We start from the raw sequence: 19,568 nt of genomic DNA, 5'->3' as shown, positions 1-19,568 counted from the left end.
CCGCCATTTCCTCGTCGATGAACAATGCGATCCCGACATGATCGAGCGCGTCATGGCAGATGAGGTGAAGCGCCTCCTATAGCTTCGGCCGCCCAAGCAAGCGAAAATGCTTTCGCCGGACGCTCACATCCGGATAGCGACGAGTTTGAGTACGCCAAGGTAGTAATCTGCGCGTCGATCATATTGCTTTACGCCAGCGCGAGAAGCGATCAAGCGTCGTGCGGGGGGAGCCCTTAGCGCTCCGGCACTCATGCCAGGACGAGCCCGTCCTGAGCCGTTAAAGGATGCCGATGATAACCCGGCGATCATCGACCCGTTGGACTCCACGACTATCGTTCGTAAGAAGTGACTCGATCAACGGCACCCATTTCAAAGTCTCGTCAGCTCACCATACCGCCGACACAGAGAGGGAGCATCGCAGCACTCAGCTCGAAAGCCGTGCTGTGCGATGTTCACTTTGGTTAGTTGGAGGGCCTTGCCTCTTCCGTCAACAACGACCCATGGCAGCTATTTTGAACCGGTCGTGACCTTGCCGTCGCCGTAACCATTTACAAACCAAAGTACGCCGCCAACAATGCCGCCCCATATGGCACAAGACACGAGAATTGCTAGCAACAGATATTTCAGCCGAGTCGTCATGAGATGACACTAGCCCCACGTATGAGATTGGTCCACGGGACTTCCGTCAGCTCGATCGTTCTGCGTTAATCAGGATTGTCGGCCTGCCTCTTTGTGAGACGACCAATTAACGGCCTCAGTGAGGTCTTTCTTATATTCACTGTTTCAGGAACGCGTGTCTACCTTTTTTTGGAGGTGGCTATTCAATACAATTCGAATATTTCCTATGCGTAAACAGGAGCCGTGTCGCGACATGGCTGCAACAACCTTGGGCCATCAATGACAGGTGGTTATTGGCGCCATCAGCGGGTCGTTTGGCGCAATGCGAGATTAAGAGGGTATCGCAGATAGGCAATTCGAAATGCAGATTGCGGCTCATCTTGCCCCGCAATGCCGTCTTGTCGTCCGAGCAAACGCTCATCATAGAAGCGATGAGCTGGTACCAAGAGCAGCCACATCAAACCCTGCGGGACAAGTTACAGCTGAGGCTAGCGTACAAAAACGAGAATACTTAAAGCTTTATCGATCTGCTTAGCTTGGCGACAATGCTCATGCGCTATGAGTGTTTGTGTCAAAACGGCACCTAACGAACGATACGTGCCAAGGGATTAAACGCAAGCGAGGAGCTGATATTATGCTGAAACAAATCCATACGATATCAATGACCCTGGCTGTGCTCGCCGGCGCGTCAAATGCTTATGCGATCGGACCGGCAGGAATGGCAAGGGATATTTCGCACAGTTCCATCGTGCTGCAGGCAAAACTGCCATACAGCTCAAGGTCTGAGCGCTTCGCAAGAGCGGACGACTCCAGCGGTTCAGAGAACCTCCATCCTTATTGCGTCGCATCGGGTAAAGTAGAAACGCAAGACTTTGGACTCCCTTCACTAATTGCTCTTTAGAAGCCCTGTCCATTTCTCAGTTCAGAAATGATCGTTCCAAAGATAATTTTTAAGTCGAGCCAGATTGTAAAGTGCTCGACATAGTGCAAGTCGGAGTGAATGCGAGCCCTAGCGCGAGAGGGGCGATTTGTCGGGCCACGAAGTCCGCGCATCTGTGCCAGACCTGTGAGACCTGGACGCATGGCATGCCGCTCGTGGTAGTTGGGCACCAGCTGCTCGTAAAGCATGCCGCCAGCGTACATACCAATCGCGTGGCATCGTGGGCCAACAAGCGACATGTCACCGATAAGAACATTGATAAGTTGCGGCAACTCATCAAGATTCGTACGCCGTAAGAACGAGCCAACGCTGGTGACGCGCGAATCTCCCTTGACAGTCTGCGTCACACCCGTGGGATCACCCAAATCCGCACGCATCGATCGAAACTTGAAAACCCGAAACTTCCGTCCGCCCTTCCCCCATCGAAGCTGGGAAAAAATGGGAGAACCTCGACTTTCCGCTCTGATCGCTAGCACGATCAAGACAAGAATGGGCGCCAGTAGCACCAACGTGACAGCGGAAGCAACTATGTCGAACAGTCGTTTAGTGAACAGGTGTCGCGCGCGCCGATCAACCGTTGTTCTGTTCCTAGTGCCAATATTATCATTGGCAACGGCATTTTCCTGAAATTTATCGGTTGCGCGCTCCAATTTGGCGGCAGTTTGCATCCTAAACCCCAGCACATAATAGCAAAATTTAAAATCAATAAATGACCGATGTACTCGACCTGTGCTTCTTCTTAGTTAACTCCCAGTTAATAGCAAATACCATTTTTGGGTAGAATGCAATGCAGCATTTTTTTTGGGGATAAAACGCAATCATGCTGGCCGATCGCTAGCTAAGATCTGGATCTTTACTGTCGTATTATTCACTTCTATTAATATTTCTCTCTACTTATATGCACAATATCCCCTCAAATTTGGCAAAGAACGAACATTGAGACAGCCGCAAACGATTGCAAGCCCTGCCTGGGGCAGCGATTTGGCACCGTTGAGACAACCGGAAGCACGCGTCGAAGTCGACGCAAATAATTCAAGACTTGCTCGACGACGAGCCCTCGAATCGCTAGGCGGCGTTCGCACCTGCGATCAAAAGCAAACCAAAAGAGTTATCTCGGAGAATGGTAGCGATTGATCAGCTCGAGCGTACTGACAATCTTCGATCAAGAGGGAATAGAATAAGATTCGATGAAGACGGAATAGAACAAGAGAGCTCTCTCTCGAGTTCCCCTCGGCTTTGTTCTGTGGGGGCGCACCAACGGCGCCAAGCTATAAACAAGGCAAGTAGCACAAAGATCAATGGCCATACCAGGCTCAAAAACAGGCCTACAAATCGCCCAAAATCGTATTTGCCGCCAGCCATAGCCCCCTCCGCCCAGGTCAATGTCATTGCGCCGGCAGTCGACACAACATACAAAGCCGCAAAGATTGCCATCATCAAAAGACTTTCCGCTTCCGGATATATTGGGGGGCATTGATTTCGAGAACGAGGAAAGCCGGCACACGAGTCACACAGAATCGACTTGCGTCAAGCTGATACAGCATTCATGGCACACAAACAACCGTGTCCCCGGGGAGGTGTCCTACTGTGAAACAGCTCGCTTGGCGCCTCGATATGGCGCCGGGACGACGTATTGCGTGCACCGCCCGCCTCAAAGCCTTACTCGTTCCGAGGGCACCGATTCTGACCTCACTTGCTGGCTGCAACAGCAAAGGTGGGTGTCCGCCGCGCGCAGACATCTTTCTTCACCTCAATCTCTCGATGGCTGCGGAGCGCTGATTTAGTCGCCATGTTTGCTTGCCGGCTGCAGGGCCGTGTCTGCATTTCTCGAAGCTTGCACAGTCCTGTCCGGCAGGTTTACCAGTTCGATCATCGGCGCGGATTGCCCCCTTGAACCATCGGCCTAGGTCTGTTGCTCAGCACAAGCTGAACATCTCCACGCGGTTTTAAGCTCCCCGGTATTGTGACTTTCGACAACCGTCATAACGGCACACGAAACCTTGTGCGTTAACCAGTTGTTAATCTTCTTGATGACGTAAAACAAATCTCGAAGTAAAGAAGCTCTCAATTTAAATGATTAAGAGTATTTATATCATGTACAACTTATCTATATTGGGTCATGATAATTCCTCTGCGTCGATTAGCCGACTCCACGGTAAATCCTCGTGCAACACACATCTTACCGATATCAGCGCTCAGGCTCTCTTCGCCCACTATAAATGGCAATTCAGAGCCAAGCGCTGCCTAGATGTGCTGGGGGCTTCTGCAGGCCTGCTAATTCTTGCACCGGTCCTTTTTTTGATCGCCCTATTCATTCGAATGGAAAGCAAGGGGTCGCCGCTTTTTTCCCAACTTCGCTGGGGGAAGGGTGGAAAGAAAATTCGGGTCTATAAATTCCGGTCAATGCGCGCAGATCTAGGCGATCCGACCGGCGTCAAGCAGACGATCAAGGGAGATCCGAGAATAACCCGCGTAGGAGCCATCTTGCGCAAGACCAATCTTGATGAGTTGCCTCAACTCATCAATGTTCTCAAAGGCGATATGTCCCTCGTCGGCCCAAGATGCCACGCGATCGGTATGTTGGCCGGTGGCAAGCCCTACGAAGAGCTGGTTCCGAATTATCACGGGAGACATATCGTGCGTCCCGGACTGACGGGACTTGCGCAAATGCGAGGACTGCGGGGCCCTACCGACAATGCAGCCAAGGCACGCGCTCGCGTGTATTGCGATCTTTATTATATCCGAAATTTTTCCTTTATCCTCGATCTAGAGATTTTGATCGGCACCGCAGTGTCAGAGCTTAGAGGCGGCAAAGGCTTTTAACCTGCACTGGCCCTGTTGTCCGTCATACATGTGTCGCGGCGCCAGCCTCAATCACGCTATCAGCCGAAATCGACGCAAGTCTGCCGGACAGCTGCCACGAAAGCCAGACACCGCAATTGATGATCGCGATCCATAAAAACGTGGAAAGCAGTGCTGCGATGATTAGAGATTGAAGTCTCACGGTCATACCACGTCTCCGTTAAAGACCTTCTACGCTACGACGCCTAACAACCAGTAAAGTCGATTGCTTGGAGGGTTAAATGACCGCTGGCAATGCGGAAGATTGAGACGTGTTGCAGGACACAGCGTTGATTAAGAAAATCCATGATCGGCTTTACCAACAAGTCCTGAAGTCCGCTAAGAAGAACCATACCAAAATTGAGCTCTCGACTAACTTTGTTGGATACAATAACCTCTCAGAGGTTTTATGCAGATTAGATTACTTGGTATTTATATTCTTTTCCGCTGAAAATTGAATGAAAGTTTCATAGTGAAAGTTTTTACATGAAAATTATTGCAAATTCGAAAAGTGCAGCCATTGGCACCGAGGCCAGTCTCGAATTTAAACAGCGATGCCGCGGCGCATTACTCGGTGTCGGTATAGCTAGCGCACTTGTGAATGTGCTATATCTCTCGGGTTCGTTCTTCATGCTTCAAGTCTATGATCGGGTGATTCCCGGCCGAAGCATTCCGTCCCTCATTGCACTCGCGGTTCTTGTGGCGATGCTATATGCGTTTCAAGCTGCCTTCGATATAGCGCGTGGTAGGATACTGACGCGCATCGCCGGCGTCTTCGATCAAGTCATGGCGCGGCATATTTTTACAGCAACACTTCAAATCCCCTTGAGAACGAAGACTACTGGAGATGGGCTCCAGCTTTTGCGAGATTTCGATCAAGTAAAGTCTTTCCTCGGCACTTCAGCACCTGCAACGCTTCTCGATCTGCCATGGATTCCGATCTACATCGCCATTTGTTTTATGTTTCATCCGATTATCGGCTTCATGACAATCGGCGGCGGCATCATTCTCGCTGCGCTGAGCGTCGCTGCAAACATGAGCACTCGCCGGTCAGCCGAGCGTATTCACGCACTAAGCACCCGGCGCACGACTACGCTTGAGGCGGCACAACGCAACGCCGAGGTCGTTCGCGCTCTCGGCATGACAGGCACGCTCGCCGATCGTTGGCTTGCGTGGAACATGGAATATCGAACTCGCTCACAGCAGAATGCCGATCTTGCCAATGGTTATTTTGCACTATCGAAAGTATTCCGTCTGGCACTGCAGTCAGCGGTGTTAGCGGCGGGCGCTGCGCTGGTTATTGAAAATCAAGCGACGGCCGGCGTGATCATCGCCTCCTCTATCCTTACCGCACGCGCTCTTTCGCCGGTGGAGCAAGCTATCGCAAATGCGCGCAGCTATGCGTCCGCACGTCAATCCTGGCGTCGCATACAAGAAATCTTGAAGGCACTGCCACAGACCCCGTTTCCAACCTTTCTGCCTGCACCGCGACGCTCCTTGGTCGTGGAGGCTCTTGCGAGCGGCGCACCGGGACAAGGGGCCCAGCTTGTCTCTGGCATAAGCTTCTCAGTGTCGGCCGGAAGTGCTGTAGGGGTCGTTGGCCCAAGTGCTTCGGGAAAGTCGACTTTGGCACGTGCCCTCACCGGTGTGTGGCCTATTTTGCATGGCAACGTCCGGCTCGATGGCGCCGCACTTGATCAATGGGACGAGAGCTCACTTGGGCGCCATATCGGGTATCTTCCGCAAGATATAGAGTTATTTGCTGGAACAGTCGCTGACAACATTTCACGCTTTCAACCCAACGCTGCATCGGACGACATCATCGTCGCGGCACGGGCGGCCGGCGTGCACGATCTTATTTTGCGCCTCGCCAATGGCTACGACACCGAAATCGGGGCCGGTGGCAGCATGCTCTCTGCCGGCCAGAGACAAAGAATCGGCCTTGCGCGCGCGCTGTACGGCAATCCGTTCCTCGTCGTTTTGGACGAACCGAATTCGAACCTCGACGCCGATGGCGAGGCGGCGGTGAGCTCGGCCATCATGGGTATCCGCAGCAGGGGCGGAATTGCGATCGTGATTGCACATCGACCAAGCGCGTTATCGGCGACCGACTGTGTATTGATGATCCGCGACGGTCATATGCATCTGTTCGGCAAAAAAGAAGACGTCCTGAATTCAATCATGACAAAGAATATCCGATCCGTCTCCGTTGAGCGCGGTGGCGCTTTGAGAGTTACCGACGGAACAGAGGAGAGCGCGTCGTGAGATCCCATTTAGAGGCGTCGCTTAGACATCACTTACTTTTCGTCGCTGGGCTTGGAATATGCCTCGTCTTCGGCATTGGCGGTTGGGCGGCAACTGCAAAGGTCTCAGGGGCGGTCGTCGGCGACGGAACCGTTATCATCGATGAGAACGTTAAGAAGATACAGCATCTAACGGGAGGTACGGTTGCCCTATTGCCAGTGCACGAGGGCGATCACGTGGAAGCGGGCGATCTATTGGTTAAGCTCGATGATACCTCGGTCAAATCAACCCTGGCAATCGTCGATAGCAGTTTGGCTCAATTATATGCGCGCAGAAGCAGACTAAACGCAGAGCGCGCAAACGCCAGCAGCTTCACGGCCAAAGATGTCGATCTGCTCGAGCTTGACGGCAACTATGACCAAAGCTTGATCGACGGCGAAATTCAGCTCTTCGCGACCAGACAATCCTCTATTGTGGGAATGAAAAAGCAGCTGGAAGAACGCAAAGCACAGCTGAATGCGGAGATCGAGGGAGACACGATACAGCTTAAATCAATCGATGACGCCGATGTTCTCATTAAAGAAGAACTCGATGCAGCCGAGGAGCTTTATGACCGCAAGATCGTCACCATGCAAAGGGTCAACGGCCTCAAACGACAAAGGGTCGGACTTGAGGGAAATCGTGGTGAACGCCTTGCTTCACGCGCACAGGCTAACGGCAAGATAAACGAAATCAATCTTCAGATTTTGCAACTCGATGAAGATAGACGCTCCGAGGACGCCAAGGACCTCGCCGATGTGCAAGGGAAGATTGCCGAGCTCGAGGAACGTAAAGTCGCCACGAAGGACCAGCTTGACCATCTAGAAATAAAAGCACCATTGACCGGCAAGATATTTCAGTTGGCAATCCATACTGTTGGCGGAGTGGTCAATCCCGGCGAGGCGTTGATGCTGCTAGCGCCCGACAAACGTGCACTTACCGTCGAAGTCAAGATTGCTGCTCACAGTGTTGATCAGGTCGAACTCGGTCAACCGGTCGACATTCGCTTTACGGCGTTCGACCAGAAAGCGACGCCAGAAATCAAGGGGACGGTGACATCGGTATCCCCGGACGTCATAGCGGATCCAAAGACGGGTGTGACCTACTATGCGGTTCGCGTCGTGCCGCAAACTGACAGCCTCCTACAGCTTAACGGCAAGAGTCTCTATCCAGGAATGCCGGCAGAAGTCTTTATCAAGACCGGTGAGCGAACGGCGCTATCCTATTTCGCAAAGCCAATCACAGATCAAATGAAACACGCATTCAGAGAGGAATAACGTGAGCGGCCGGTTGTCCATGGCATCGCCACGGACCGCAGTGCCGTCCTCGCGGCGATCGCGGAACCGTGGTCAAATGGACGGACCGAGGGACAGATCAACAAGTTCAAAATGGTCAAAGGGCAGATGTACGGCCGAGCCAAAATCGACCTGCTCGAAGCCCGGTTAATCGGCGCGGCGTGACGCGATGCTGCACCCACATCGGCGTCAGATCCAAGATCTGACGCCGATGTGGGTGTCGTTTGGCACTTAATCGTAAGACTCTCGCTGCAATAGTTTCAATAAGATAGCGCGGCACTTAAAGTGAGATTGGGCAGTTAATGTGAGATTTTCGTTTGGATTTCGGCACTTAATGTGAGAACCGCCACTGTGAATAAAATGACCGTCTTCGGCGGATCTTCATCAGCAAATCGCAAATATCACAAAAGGTTATTGCCGCATCTGAAAGGGTCAAGCGCCGAAATCACATTAAAGAATCTCACATTAAGTGCCATAGCTGGCCGGAACGGCCGCATTCTTACGATTAAGTGCCAAACGACAATGCCAGCATTTCAGCCAGGAGGAAGCATAGGCGATCAGTGCGAAGGAGGCCGCATGGCTTTCGGGGAAATCGGGACCGTATTTCTACTGGATTGCCCGTGGCGTCGACGAGCGCGAGGTCAACCCCGAGGTTTAGCATGGCGCCGGCAAAAGCCGGAAACCTGGACCCGACAGCCCCCGGCGCGCGGGTCCGCTCTTAAACCAGCGACCGCCGCAGGGTGAGGCAAGCAAGGGAATTGTCTTTCAATGCCCGGCGACAAAGCTTCCCCCAATCGTAACTCCTTGACGTCCTCGGTAGCCCAGAACGCGCAACGCTCGGACGAACCGCGCGATGCATCGTGGAGGCTTTCCTGTTCGTGCCAGATCCAAGTTGACGCGCATTTGCCACGCCTTTCCTGAAACGCGGAAGCTATCGCCCTGAACGGAATCGAGCCGCCGAACTCTCCGCCAAGGCGATCGATCGCGGTGGATCCTCAGTGAAAATTCCGGCTCGCTACCTTCATTGTCGACGTGAAGATCTGGAACGAAAATGTTGGCCGCCGGGGCTCGCTCTCGTGAATCCGACTTCGCGGAGACCCGTGAACAAACGCCTCAAGCTTGCACGGATAGACGCCGCCGAAGGGCGGTTGAGACTAGAGGGTGATCGATGGAAAAGCCCGCGCTATTGCGACCGCAAGTTCTCCTGCCTCATACGGTTTACGGAAGGCCGTTTCGTGACGATATCCGTCGATGAGCCCATCGCTTCCGTAAACTGTCACGAACACAAACGGGATGCCACGTTCCCGCAGAATGTCTGCCACGGCGAAGGATTGGGTGCCGGCCAGATTTACGTGCTGAACCAGTTGATCTTGCTGCGTGAGGCTCGGGTAACGAAGATCAAAGATCTCGCAGCGAACAATTTTTTCCAGAAACTTGCGGGCTACGACACGCTGTGTCTCGTCCTATGGTAGCCCGCAAAGCGCTTGTCTGCACAGGAGCCTATACCAGTTACGCGGTTATTTTCTAATCTGATTGCTCCTTGACCACCACGCCATCCCCCATTTGCCCAGACGCAACAGCTGATCCCACCGAAGAAACGTGACGGCGGCGGCAACGACAAACAGAACGATCGGTGGCAGTGGATTGGTGTGGGTAATAACCACGTTAATGAGAACAGCCACGAACATTGTGGCCATCAGCCACAAGCCGCCAATTACAGAGAAGCGCGGTAGCAGAATGAGGACGACGCCGACGACCTCCACTATGCCGCTGACATAGCGAAACCATTGGCCGAAACCGATCCAGTTAAAAATCTGGATCATCTCTGGAGCGCTGACGAGTTTGGCGACGCCAGCTCGTGCAAACACGTAGGCCAGACCTAGCTGAAGAGCCCAGGACAGGGCGAGGCTGGCGCGCGCCCGAAGCGTTGATTGCATTTCTTGAACTCCTTCAAAATGGAAAGGCGTGACTATTATCAATCCGTTCGATCCGCCCCCCAACGGCCTTGCCCGCGACCAAGGTCGCTGCGATCCGACAAAGCGTCATCGAAATGATAATGATGCTGACCGGTGCTAAGTGAACTCACCATCGCTCACAGAGGCGTCCGCAGAGGTTCTGAAACGGGTCAGATGAGGCAGAGGGTGCGCGCTGGCTAGGCCGCCCACGCGACGCGCCGCGGCCTAATTTGTCGAAGTTTCATTCAAGCGTTGAAGGACAGTTGGCTGCTCGCAGGCCGACCCGACGCATCTTTCGTCCGACGATTGTCCAGACTGAGGACTCCCGCGCCGAAGTAGACGATCTGGAGCAGCCCGCCAGTCATCATGACGTTCTTCAAAAAGTGGATCATCTGGTTCTGGTCGGCAAAGTTGTTGTGGAAGAAGACGGCCGTTGCCAATGCGAACAGCGCCATGACCGCCGCGACCGGACGAACACGGTAGCCGGCAACCAGCAGAAGGCCGCCGCCGAGTTCAACGATCACAGATGCGACGTAGGCGAGCGGCGGGACAGGGAGTCCGACGGCGGTGATCATTCCGATCGTGGTACCGTATGCGGCAAGCTTGCCGAGACCGCTCATGATGAAGGGAAGACCGATCAGCAGCCGGCCGACGAAGGGAAGATAGCGTGTCGTTTCCATTGCATGTACTCCTTGTTTCGAGTTGGTGTCTGAGTTTGGGCAGATGAGTTGCTAAGTCTTTAGGCGGCGTCGACGAGGATGAACTCGCTGTCCTCGTCGGCGCGGATGGTCAAGGTGCTTTCCGCCATTGCCGCGATGCCGTCGCCAGTCGCGACGCGCTGACCGTTGACGAGAACGCTTCCTCTGGATGGCGCGAGGTAGGCATAGCGAGACGGATCGATTGCGTATTCGACCGATTGCCCGGACAGGAGGGTCGCACCCAGGACGCGCGCGTCGGCGTTCATCCGAAGGGCGTCCTCGTCGCCGTCGACGCCGCTTGCAAGCGGTACGAGCTTGCCAGCGCGATCATCCTTGGGAAAGCGCCGGCTACCCCAACGAGGTGTGCCGCCGGGGGTGCGCGGAAGGAGCCAGATCTGGAAGATCTTCAAAGGGTCGGCGCCCTCGTTGCGCTCGGCGTGACTGATACCGGCCCCGGCGCTCATGACCTGGACGTCGCCGGCTTGCGTCTGGCCGATGTTTCCGACGCTGTCCTCGTGGGTCACCACACCCTCGCGGACGTAGGTGATGATTTCCATGTGCGAGTGGGTGTGGTGGCCGAAACCCCTGCCAGGCGCGATCTCGTCGTCGTTCCAGACGATGAGGGCGCCGAGTGCCTTGTTCTCGGCATTGCCGTCGCGCGTAACGACGAAATGATGGCGTGCCTTGAGCCAGCCGTGGTCGCCGCCGTCTAGGGTATGGCTGGGCCTGTGTTGCAGCATGTCCGTCTCCTTTGCCGCGGCGCTGTGCCGCCTCTCGAAGACGAATATGACTCGCATCGAGGCCGAGGATAATTCGCCGATCTCGCAACGGCACGTTCCACCACGTGAACGATGGCAGCTAGTCGGCCGCGCACTTCAGCGCGTCTGCGAGGAAGTCGACGACCGCACGGACGCCAGGCAGCATTCCCCGGCGCGACGTGAAGAGGACGTGCAGGATGCCGTCACTGCCGCTCCAGTGGGGAAGGATTCGCACGAGCCTTCCAGATTGGATGTCCTCTCGGCAGTTGTAGGCGGGCAGCAGGCCGACACCCAGCCCGGCGCGAGCTGAAGAGAGAAGAAGTTCGAAGCTGCCCGTGGCAAGACGTGGCTCGAAGCTGATCGTCTCCGATCGCCCGGAACCTGTCGTGAGACTCCATGTGCTGGAGACGGGTTGCTCGTACTGGCTGAGGAGAGGAAGATTGCGGAGGTCTTCGGGGTCGCCGATCGACGGATGCGCGGCAATAAAGGATGGGCTTGCGAGGAGAATCCTGCGGCTGATGCCGATTCTGCGCATCTGAAGGTCGGCGTCCGTGTCCAGGCGTTCCCGCACGCGCACTGCAACGTCGATGCCTTCGTGGATAAGATCGACACGCCGGTCGGTGACCATGCATAGGACCCTCAACATTGGATAGGAGGCGAGGAACGCGGGCAGGCCCGAGGCGATCGCGCTCTGAAGGCCGGGAGGACAGCTCACCCTAACCTTTCCTCGCGGCTCCGCCCGCATGCGTTGTGCCGCTTCTTCGACCGCCGCTGCTTCGGCCACCGCGGCCTGCGCGTGCTCGAAGACCTGCTGTCCGACCTCCGTCAAGGCAAGATGACGGGTACTACGCTCGATCAGACGCACACCCAGATGCTCTTCGAGCACGGTTACGCGTCGGCTGAGGCGCGACTTCGGGACACCGAGTGCGCGGGCAGCCGCGGAGAAGCCGCGATGATTGATGACCGCGGCGAAGAACTGCAGATCGTTGAAGTCGAGCACCGTTCACCCAATAGGACATTCAGTTCTGGCGAGCGTAATATGCGGATAGGCCTGCCGCAAGGCGATACGATCACAACGGCCCGTTACGAAGGCAGGCGGCAGCGAGCGAAAAGCTGAACTATCGAGTGCCGCTAAATTGCAATTCCGGTTGAAAGATCTTGCGAGCCGGACGAGCCAGCTTCTGCATCGCAGCGGCTGCCAAGTCGACAGCCAAACCTTTATCCCGGAATCACAGACAAGATCATCCGCGGGCCGGAAGAAGGTCGATAGTTTTGCAATCGCCGATCGCTTCACTGGTACGCATCGAAAGGAACGCTGGACTGCATAACTTGCCTGCTCGTAGGAGCCGATTTGCTCCATGGTGTGCGGGGCAGCAGACACCTGATCGCGCTGCGCCCCGATAGGAATTGTCGATGCCTACGCAGCCGTTCTACAGGTCGGTGTATCCGTTCGGGCCTGGGGTGAAGAAGGTGCTAGGATCGGGCGCAGTGAGGGGAATGCCCCTTGCCAGTCGTTCCACCAGATCGGGGTTCGCGAGGAATGGGCGGCCGAACGCGATCAGATCGGCACGGCCGGCCGCAAGCGTCTCATTTGCTTGTTCCAAGTCGAAACCGCCACTTGCAATGAAGGTGTGCGGCCATTGTTTCGACATGGCCTCCTTCAGCGCAGTGGGAACCGGTGGCGCACCCATCGCGCTGTGATCCACCAGATGGATATATTCGATGCCAGTCTCCGCCAGACGTGCCAGAAGTTTTAGGTATTGCCCATCGATTTCGGGGAAGGGTGTCATTCCGTTGTTCGTGCCATAGGGCGAAAGGCGAATACCCACGCGATCGCCACCGATCGCCTTGGCAACCGCGTCGGCCACTTCGATGACGTAACGGTTCCTGTTCTCCAGCGTCCCCCCGTAGGCGTCAGTGCGCTGGTTGCTGGCTGGGTTCAGAAACTGTTCGAGAAGGTATCCGTTGGCAGCGTGCAGCTCGACACCATCAAACCCGGCAGCGATGGCATTCACAGCCGCGGACACGTGCTCAGCGCGTACCTTGGCAATCTCTTCCAGGCTCAGCGCGCGCGGCATTGGCTTGGGTACCATCCCCAATCTGTCGGTATGGATCTGACCTTCGCCTGCAATGGCACTTGGCGCCACTATCTCGCTCCCCGGCGCCATATTCGCAAGGTGGCTTTCGCGGCCGGTATGCATGATTTGGACGAATATAACGCCGCCCTTGGCGTGAACGGCCGCGGTTACGGTCTTCCAGGCCTCAACCTGCTCGTCGTTCCAGAGCCCAGGGATCCGCGGATATCCGGTCCCGTCTTGCGATGGGCCGGTGCCCTCGCTAATGATGAGGCCAGCGCTGGCCCGCTTACTGTAGTATTCAGCCATTATCGGCATCGGCACTTGCTCGGCCGTCGCCCGGCTGCGCGTCATGGGCGCCATCACTATGCGGTTCTTGAGGATAATGCTGCCAAGTCTGTATGGGGAATAGAGAGGGGCAGTGGCCAGAGCCGCTGTTTTTTTCTCTGCTGAAGGGGATATGCTCATTGTTGCTTTCCTTTTTACGCGACAGCCCGCTCGTGTAGATCGAAACTGCGATCGCCGACGGGAAGGCATTAGACCTATCGGTCAATATTCTTGACTAGCACTGGCTATGTGACTACGAGTTTTCCGTCAAAAGCATACTTTCAGGACCAGGTCAGATGGATGTGACCAAGCCCCTTCAAGTTCTCACCGACTGCCGTAGCGTTAGCGAAATTCTCAACCGCGTCGGTGATAAGTGGACCATGCAGGTGGTGGTGCTGTTGCGCGATCAGCCCCGGCGCTTCAACGACATCAAACGCCATGTGAGCGGAATTTCTCAGCAGATGCTGACGCGAACTCTCAAGACCCTCGAGCGAGACGGCATGGTCGAACGCACCGTGCGAGCAACTACGCCACCGCAGGTGGATTATGCGTTGACCGCGCTCGGACACTCTCTGTCAGAGCCAGTTCAGCAGTTGGCACAATGGGCGCTGGCCCATGGCGTCATCATTCACGAAAACCGTCGACGATATGACGGCGATCACTAATGCTCGGGCATTAAGCCCCAAGCAGAAATCGCAAGGCCGATAGAAGCGGCGGACCGCAGCGCCGCCGAGCTTGCGCGGATGGGTCCAGATCTCCATGTTGGCGTGGCCGTGGAGATCGTTCAAATCCTGCATCGATGCTCCGGGGCAATACCCCGACCGATCACCCGATGGCCGCGCCGTGCGTAGGCGCGGGGTAGCCACCAGGTCTTGGTCTTCATCAGACCTTATAGACAAGGAAATGCGTCTTGATTTCCTGAAACTCTTCGACCGCCCGTGCACCACGGGCGCGGCCGATGCCGCTGCTCTTGAAGCCGCCTTCCTCGACCGTATCGGACAATATGCCCCATGCGTTGGTCCAGACCGTGCCCGCCTTGAGGCGGCGCACGACGAGGGCGGCGCGGTCGATATCCTTGGTGAAGACCGCTGCCGCCAGACCATATTCGGTGGCATTCGCCTTGGCGATCGCGTCGGCCTCGTCCGAGAAGGTCTCGAAGCTGAGCACAGGCGCGAAGATTTCCTGCTGGACAAGCGGAACATTCGTGTCGCGCACCTCGAGCATATAGGGCTTGAGGAACGCACCGTTCGCAAGCTCCGGCTCGGTCGGGCGGCCGCCTTCGACGAGGACGGTCGCATAAGTGCGCGCTTCGGCGATGAAATGCTTGACGCGTTCGACCGCGGCCATGTCGACCAGCGGCCCCAGCTGGCTGGTTTCGCTGTCTGCCGGCCCGATCCTGACTGCACTGAGTAACGTGGTGAGCCGTTTGCGATATGCACCGGCCACGCTTTCCTGGACCAGCACGCGCGATCCGCTGATGCAGAATTCGCCGTTGAACTGAACCAGCGCCTGCACCACCTGCGGCGCGACGATGTCGATATCGGCGTCCTCGAACACCACCAGCGGCGTCTTGCCGCCAAGCTCCAGCGAAAGGCGCTTCAGCGTCTCTGCGCCCTGCGCGGCGATAACGCGCCCGACCTTGGTGCTGCCCGTATAGTTGATGGCGTCGACGTCCGGGGAGGAAACAAGCAAGGGCGCGCCCTCGTTGCCGGACTCGGTGAAGATGTTGACCACGCCCGGCGGCAGCGACTTGGTCGCAGCGACGGCCTCGGAGAAGATCGCGTTTGTAAGCGCGGTCTGACCAGGCATTTTGACGACAACGGTGCAGCCCGCTGCCAGTGCGGGGGCGAGCGCACGCACCAGAAGCGCGATCGGCGCATTCCAGGGGACGATGATGCCAGCGACGCCGATCGCTTCGCGCCAGGTGGTGGCCTGCAAACCAGGCGCCAGTTCCGCGGTCGAGCCCGTTTGGGCCATTGCAGTGCCGGCATTGTGCCGCAGTGTGAACGGCGAAAGCGCGGCTTCCATGCGGGCTTGGTTCAGGACCTTGCCGAGTTCCTGTGCCAGGCTGTGCGCGACGCGCTCGCTACGTTCCTCGAGCCGTTGGGCCAATTCACTGAGCGCCGCGGCGCGCGCCTGGCGGTCCGAAGCCCAGGACGTGTTGTCGAAGGCTCGCCGGGCGGCCGTGATCGCGGCTTGCGCTTCCCAGGCACCGCCGTCGGCGTAGCGCCCAAGGACACCGCCCGTCGACGGGTTAAGCGATTCACTGATCTTGTCCGAGGAAACCCAGGCGCCATCGATCCAATGGCGGGCAATGTCAGATGCGGGTTCGTTTTCCATCTTCGCACTCCTAACGGCAATTTTGTTCGGCTGGGCTGTCCGGGGCCTTGTCGGAAGGTCCCGGACCTGTCCGGCTCAACCCTGGCGGTTCACGGTGGCGGACGTCCCGAAGCTATCTTCGAGGAACTGGACGTAGGAGATTTTGCCGTCGGTAAGCTTCGCAAGCAGCGAAAAGGGCGAGATGACGACCTTGCCGGTTTCGCGGCCCTGATAGGTGAAGGAGCCGAAGAAGGCGGCAGTGTCGCCCTGCTCGATCACGTCGCGCACTTCGAACGCCTTGGTCTCCCATGCCCTGCCGATCCCTTCGAAGGCGCGGACAATCGTCTCCGGACCCTTGTTGGTGCCGGCCCAAGGAAGAAAAGCCTGGAGGTCGGGATTGTGCTCGCTGAGCGAGACATAGGTTACGTCGGGCGTGGTTACGCTGCGGACATTCTCGATGTCTAAAGGATTGGACAGCAAGATCTGGACGACCTGGGCAGCTGAGAGGCTCATGATAATACTCCATCAGTTGGGGTTGGTGATGCGGAATATGTGACGCGCAGGATGGGCGGACTAGGCGGGTCTACGGGAACGGGTCGTTCACGCAATGAGACAATGCCGATCCCGTGCCTCGCAGGGACACGGCCTGTTGCGTGCTCAGGTCTGACGGATCCGGTATCCAGCGATTGCCGCGTCCGCGCGTGCAATTCAGCGGCATTGTGCGAGCGCTTAGCCGGACGCTAGCGTGGGCATGAGCCTGATCGCGAAGATGCCTCAGCTGTTAATCGTCGATAATCGAACCGCGCTCGTCCGCTTGACGAAGGCCGGGATTGTACTTGTTTTCGTGCAAGAGCTGGAAGTTTACGAGGAGGTTGGACGGGGAGAACTTGAGCTATGTCGTTTTCCAGTTAATCGTAAGACTCTCACTTCAACATTTTCAATAGGATAGCGTGGCACTTAATTTGAGACTTGGCAGTTAACGTAAGATTTTCATGCGGATTTTGGCACTTAATGTGAGAATTGGTCGTCGACAGAATCGACCGTGTTTTTGCAATGAGCGACCCGTCTCCAACGACCTACGGGCGAGAACGACGATGGCTTTGGCAGCATTTTCAACGACATCGTGAACCACGCAAGCCAATCGCGAACGTCTTCGTAGTTGCACTTAATTTGAGATTCTCTTCGTCAGGAATCTCAAATTATCTGCCAAACAAATTCGAAATAGCCGCATTCTTGCGTTTAAGTACCAAACGACACTTAGCTTAACCTCGACGCGCTACGCGACGCCTTGCGTGCAGCAAGCAAAGCCGCGGATACCTTGGCTGACGTCCGTTGAAACGAGGGAAACTCCGACGAAAGCCGTAGATGGCCGTCTTGATAGGAGTCGAACCGCCGGCGTCGCTGCAGATTTTTCTAAGCTCCTGGTAGATCTGGGAGTGCGGCTCGCAATTCGCATCTGGAGGGCGTTGGTGCGCGGATCGGGCCAAAGTTAGATTCCGGTCTTTGATGACGCGGACTATTTTGATGTTTCCACCATTGCTTTACAGCGGACGGATTTCGGGCGTGCAGTACCGATCATCCGGTTGAGAATGGTAACGCCGATGGCGACCTCTGTCTGTTGAGCAGCGAATGATCGAGCGCGCAATTGATGTCCGATGATGCCCTTGTATCTGCCCATCGTGGTTTCGACCAATGCCCGCTTGCCATAGCCGGCGGAGGCCTGCCATTTCAGGTGGCCATCACTGTTGATCGACGCGATATGAAGGTCGCGCTGGCCGGCAGGAGCGGTGTCCTGACTTGCCACAGCCGTTGAGCGCGGTGGAATGACGACCCTTGCGGCTGCGCTGTGACGCAGAACGGCGGCGTAGGTTGGCTCGCCATCATAGGCACCATCGGCGGTGAACTGGTCAATCTCATCATTGATCTGATTGAGCAACGGCTCCACCTGAGAGGTGTCGCCTGTATCCTGATCCGTCAGGCTATGGGCTATAATCTCGCCACTATCAGCATCAAGGGCCAAATGGAGCTTGCGCCAGCTGCGCCTTGACTTTGCGCCATGTTTTTCTTCCAGCCATTGGCCCGCGCCATAAACCTTAAGCCCTGTGCTGTCGATCAAAACGTGAACTGGCCCATCCGCTAGCAGCTGGCGGTCATGGCTTTTCGCCAATGACTTCCAGCCTTGTGCTCGACGGCTCAGCGTGGTGTGATCGGGCACTGGTAAATCCAACTCCATCAGTTCCAGAACCGAACTCAAAAATCCCTCGCTTTGGCGTAACCGCAATCCGAATACCATGCCAAGCATCAGCGTGGTTTCGATGGCCAGATCAGAGTAACGCGGCTGGCCGCCACGTGTCTGCCGCCTTGGCGCCGCCCAACCTGCCAGGGCTTCAGGCGTTACCCAAAGGGTCAAACTGCCACGGTGGCGAAGACCTGCTTCATACTCTGCCCAGTTCGTAACTTTGAACCTCATCTTTCCGATGCGATGACGGCGGGCGGTGTTATGTTTGTGTGGCATGCGACTTCAATTAAGCTGGTTTCGCTCTCCGCCGAATAAACAGAAATCGCTGAAATCCTATTCGTGCACCAGCGCCCCGCTCGATGGCACCCGTTCGATCCGGGCCCGGCCGCGGTCACCTCGGCGGCGCAGCCATAGAGGTCGCAGCTCGCTCGCGAACCCCCTGTGGGTTGACCGTCCCAGGACGGGATTGGATTAGGGATGCCAGACAGACAAGCGGATTGGTAACGCCAATGGTTGGCGCGGATTTCTGTTCGATCTCAGTCGCACGGGCCTCCGCCCAGATCAGGCAGACTGCCTGCCTACCCGGATAAAGGAAGGGAACTGCCCGCTCAGGTTTTCCACGACGGGACCTTGGCGCTACGTTTGCTATTCTGGACAGACGTGATCATTGAACGCCCCAGGGATGACAGCCCGACGGGTGAAGACTTGCCATCCAAGGCTTCAGCGCAGCCAATAGCCAGGTTCGACATGGCGACGCCTGCCTGGTTTTCTCGGCGATATCTAATGAGCATAACCGCAGATATCGCGTCCGTTATGGGATCGATGGTTGGAAGAGCCTGCCTTTGGTCTTCGGCCAGACACTGTCCGGTGTGGCATCGTGATGGGGATGTCTGCAGTGGGACCAATGAAAGAACTTCAAATCTGTCGATTTTTGTCTATTCCGAATTGACAATAGCAGCACAGGATAAAGCTCGACTGGAATTCACTTTGAATTGATGCTATACCATCCACTATGAGTGGACAATCAACACAAAAACTAAAGAACCTTATCCAGTCGGTCCCACCGGGCTTTCTTGTCGATTCGGCTTGGACGGCGCGGCATGCGATCTCACGGCAATCTGTATCGGCGTATATCAAACAGGGTTGGCTCGAGCGGATCGCGAAAGGCGTCTACCGCCGCCCATTCTCCGCAAGAGAAACGTCGGAAGCCAGGACGGGCT

Annotated in this window: 16 protein-coding genes and 1 pseudogene; 8 read left to right on the top strand and 9 right to left on the bottom strand. The window is 56.2% G+C overall.

Annotated features, from left to right (window positions below):
- The first annotated feature begins 1,252 nt into the window (after positions 1–1,252).
- Positions 1,253–1,519, top strand: coding sequence for a hypothetical protein (locus JTP94_RS11160; protein WP_204850562.1), 267 nt, complete (start codon positions 1,253–1,255; stop codon positions 1,517–1,519).
- Here JTP94_RS11160 and JTP94_RS11155 read toward each other — a convergent pair.
- Complete coding sequence (locus tag JTP94_RS11155) at positions 1,516–2,226, bottom strand: sugar transferase (protein ID WP_204850561.1); 711 nt, start codon at positions 2,224–2,226, stop codon at positions 1,516–1,518. The two genes, JTP94_RS11160 and JTP94_RS11155, sit on opposite strands and share 4 nt — an antisense overlap.
- A gap of 1,426 nt (positions 2,227–3,652) precedes the next feature.
- On the opposite strand from JTP94_RS11155, the gene JTP94_RS11150 reads away from it, so the two are divergent.
- The 5 genes and pseudogenes from JTP94_RS11150 (at position 3,653) to JTP94_RS11130 (ending at position 9,449) form a co-directional block, all read left to right on the top strand.
- The gene (locus JTP94_RS11150) at positions 3,653–4,381 is read left to right on the top strand and encodes a sugar transferase (RefSeq protein ID WP_204850560.1); all 729 of its coding nucleotides are present in this window, start codon (positions 3,653–3,655) and stop codon (positions 4,379–4,381) included.
- A 504-nt stretch (positions 4,382–4,885) separates the two neighbouring features.
- Entirely contained in the window at positions 4,886–6,664 is a 1,779-nt protein-coding gene (locus JTP94_RS11145) for a type I secretion system permease/ATPase (protein WP_204850559.1), read from the top strand.
- Entirely contained in the window at positions 6,661–7,959 is a 1,299-nt protein-coding gene (locus tag JTP94_RS11140; protein WP_204850558.1) for an HlyD family type I secretion periplasmic adaptor subunit, read from the top strand. The genes JTP94_RS11145 and JTP94_RS11140 overlap by 4 nt, the downstream gene beginning before the upstream one ends.
- A gap of 21 nt (positions 7,960–7,980) precedes the next feature.
- A pseudogene (locus JTP94_RS11135) lies at positions 7,981–8,142 on the top strand (ISL3 family transposase); the annotation flags it as partial.
- Positions 8,143–9,077: 935 nt separating this feature from the next.
- Positions 9,078–9,449: a hypothetical protein gene (locus JTP94_RS11130; protein WP_204850563.1), complete on the top strand. Its 372-nt coding sequence runs from the start codon at positions 9,078–9,080 to the stop codon at positions 9,447–9,449.
- Positions 9,450–9,494: 45 nt separating this feature from the next.
- Here the strand turns inward: JTP94_RS11130 and JTP94_RS11125 are convergent, their stop codons facing one another.
- From JTP94_RS11125 to JTP94_RS11105, 5 genes are all read right to left on the bottom strand, one after another.
- Positions 9,495–9,914 carry a DoxX family protein gene (locus JTP94_RS11125; RefSeq protein ID WP_204850557.1) on the bottom strand — a complete coding sequence of 140 codons (420 nt, stop codon included), beginning with the start codon at positions 9,912–9,914 and terminating at the stop codon, positions 9,495–9,497.
- A 263-nt stretch (positions 9,915–10,177) separates the two neighbouring features.
- On the bottom strand, positions 10,178–10,612 hold the full coding sequence (locus JTP94_RS11120) for a DoxX family protein (RefSeq protein ID WP_204850556.1): 435 nt from the start codon (positions 10,610–10,612) through the stop codon (positions 10,178–10,180).
- 59 nt (positions 10,613–10,671) lie between these two features.
- A complete protein-coding gene (locus tag JTP94_RS11115; RefSeq protein ID WP_204850555.1) occupies positions 10,672–11,370 on the bottom strand; it encodes a pirin family protein in 699 nt (232 codons plus the stop codon).
- Positions 11,371–11,488: 118 nt separating this feature from the next.
- The gene (locus JTP94_RS11110; protein WP_204850554.1) at positions 11,489–12,388 is read right to left on the bottom strand and encodes a LysR family transcriptional regulator; all 900 of its coding nucleotides are present in this window, start codon (positions 12,386–12,388) and stop codon (positions 11,489–11,491) included.
- A 430-nt stretch (positions 12,389–12,818) separates the two neighbouring features.
- Positions 12,819–13,931 carry an alkene reductase gene (locus tag JTP94_RS11105; RefSeq protein WP_204850553.1) on the bottom strand — a complete coding sequence of 371 codons (1,113 nt, stop codon included), beginning with the start codon at positions 13,929–13,931 and terminating at the stop codon, positions 12,819–12,821.
- A gap of 155 nt (positions 13,932–14,086) precedes the next feature.
- Here JTP94_RS11105 and JTP94_RS11100 point away from each other — a divergent pair, with 155 nt between their 5' ends.
- On the top strand, positions 14,087–14,455 hold the full coding sequence (locus JTP94_RS11100) for a helix-turn-helix domain-containing protein (protein WP_204850552.1): 369 nt from the start codon (positions 14,087–14,089) through the stop codon (positions 14,453–14,455).
- A 217-nt stretch (positions 14,456–14,672) separates the two neighbouring features.
- On the opposite strand, the gene JTP94_RS11095 is transcribed toward JTP94_RS11100, so the two are convergent.
- The 3 genes from JTP94_RS11095 to JTP94_RS11085 form a co-directional block, all read right to left on the bottom strand.
- Positions 14,673–16,130: an aldehyde dehydrogenase family protein gene (locus JTP94_RS11095; protein ID WP_204850551.1), complete on the bottom strand. Its 1,458-nt coding sequence runs from the start codon at positions 16,128–16,130 to the stop codon at positions 14,673–14,675.
- Positions 16,131–16,205: 75 nt separating this feature from the next.
- A complete protein-coding gene (locus JTP94_RS11090; RefSeq protein ID WP_204850550.1) occupies positions 16,206–16,622 on the bottom strand; it encodes a nuclear transport factor 2 family protein in 417 nt (138 codons plus the stop codon).
- Positions 16,623–17,625: 1,003 nt separating this feature from the next.
- Positions 17,626–18,624, bottom strand: coding sequence for an IS5 family transposase (locus JTP94_RS11085; protein ID WP_204850549.1), 999 nt, complete (start codon positions 18,622–18,624; stop codon positions 17,626–17,628).
- 736 nt (positions 18,625–19,360) lie between these two features.
- On the opposite strand from JTP94_RS11085, the gene JTP94_RS11080 reads away from it, so the two are divergent.
- Positions 19,361–19,568 (top strand): AbiEi antitoxin N-terminal domain-containing protein (locus JTP94_RS11080; protein ID WP_204850548.1); only part of this gene is annotated, 208 nt, incomplete at its 3' end.

This window comes from Martinezella lusitana, from assembly GCF_016901135.1.
Taxonomy (GTDB): Bacteria; Pseudomonadota; Alphaproteobacteria; order Rhizobiales; family Rhizobiaceae; genus Rhizobium; species Rhizobium lusitanum_D.
The sequence above is the reverse complement of the archived record's forward strand: the minus strand, read 5'-3'. Positions and strand labels throughout refer to the sequence as shown.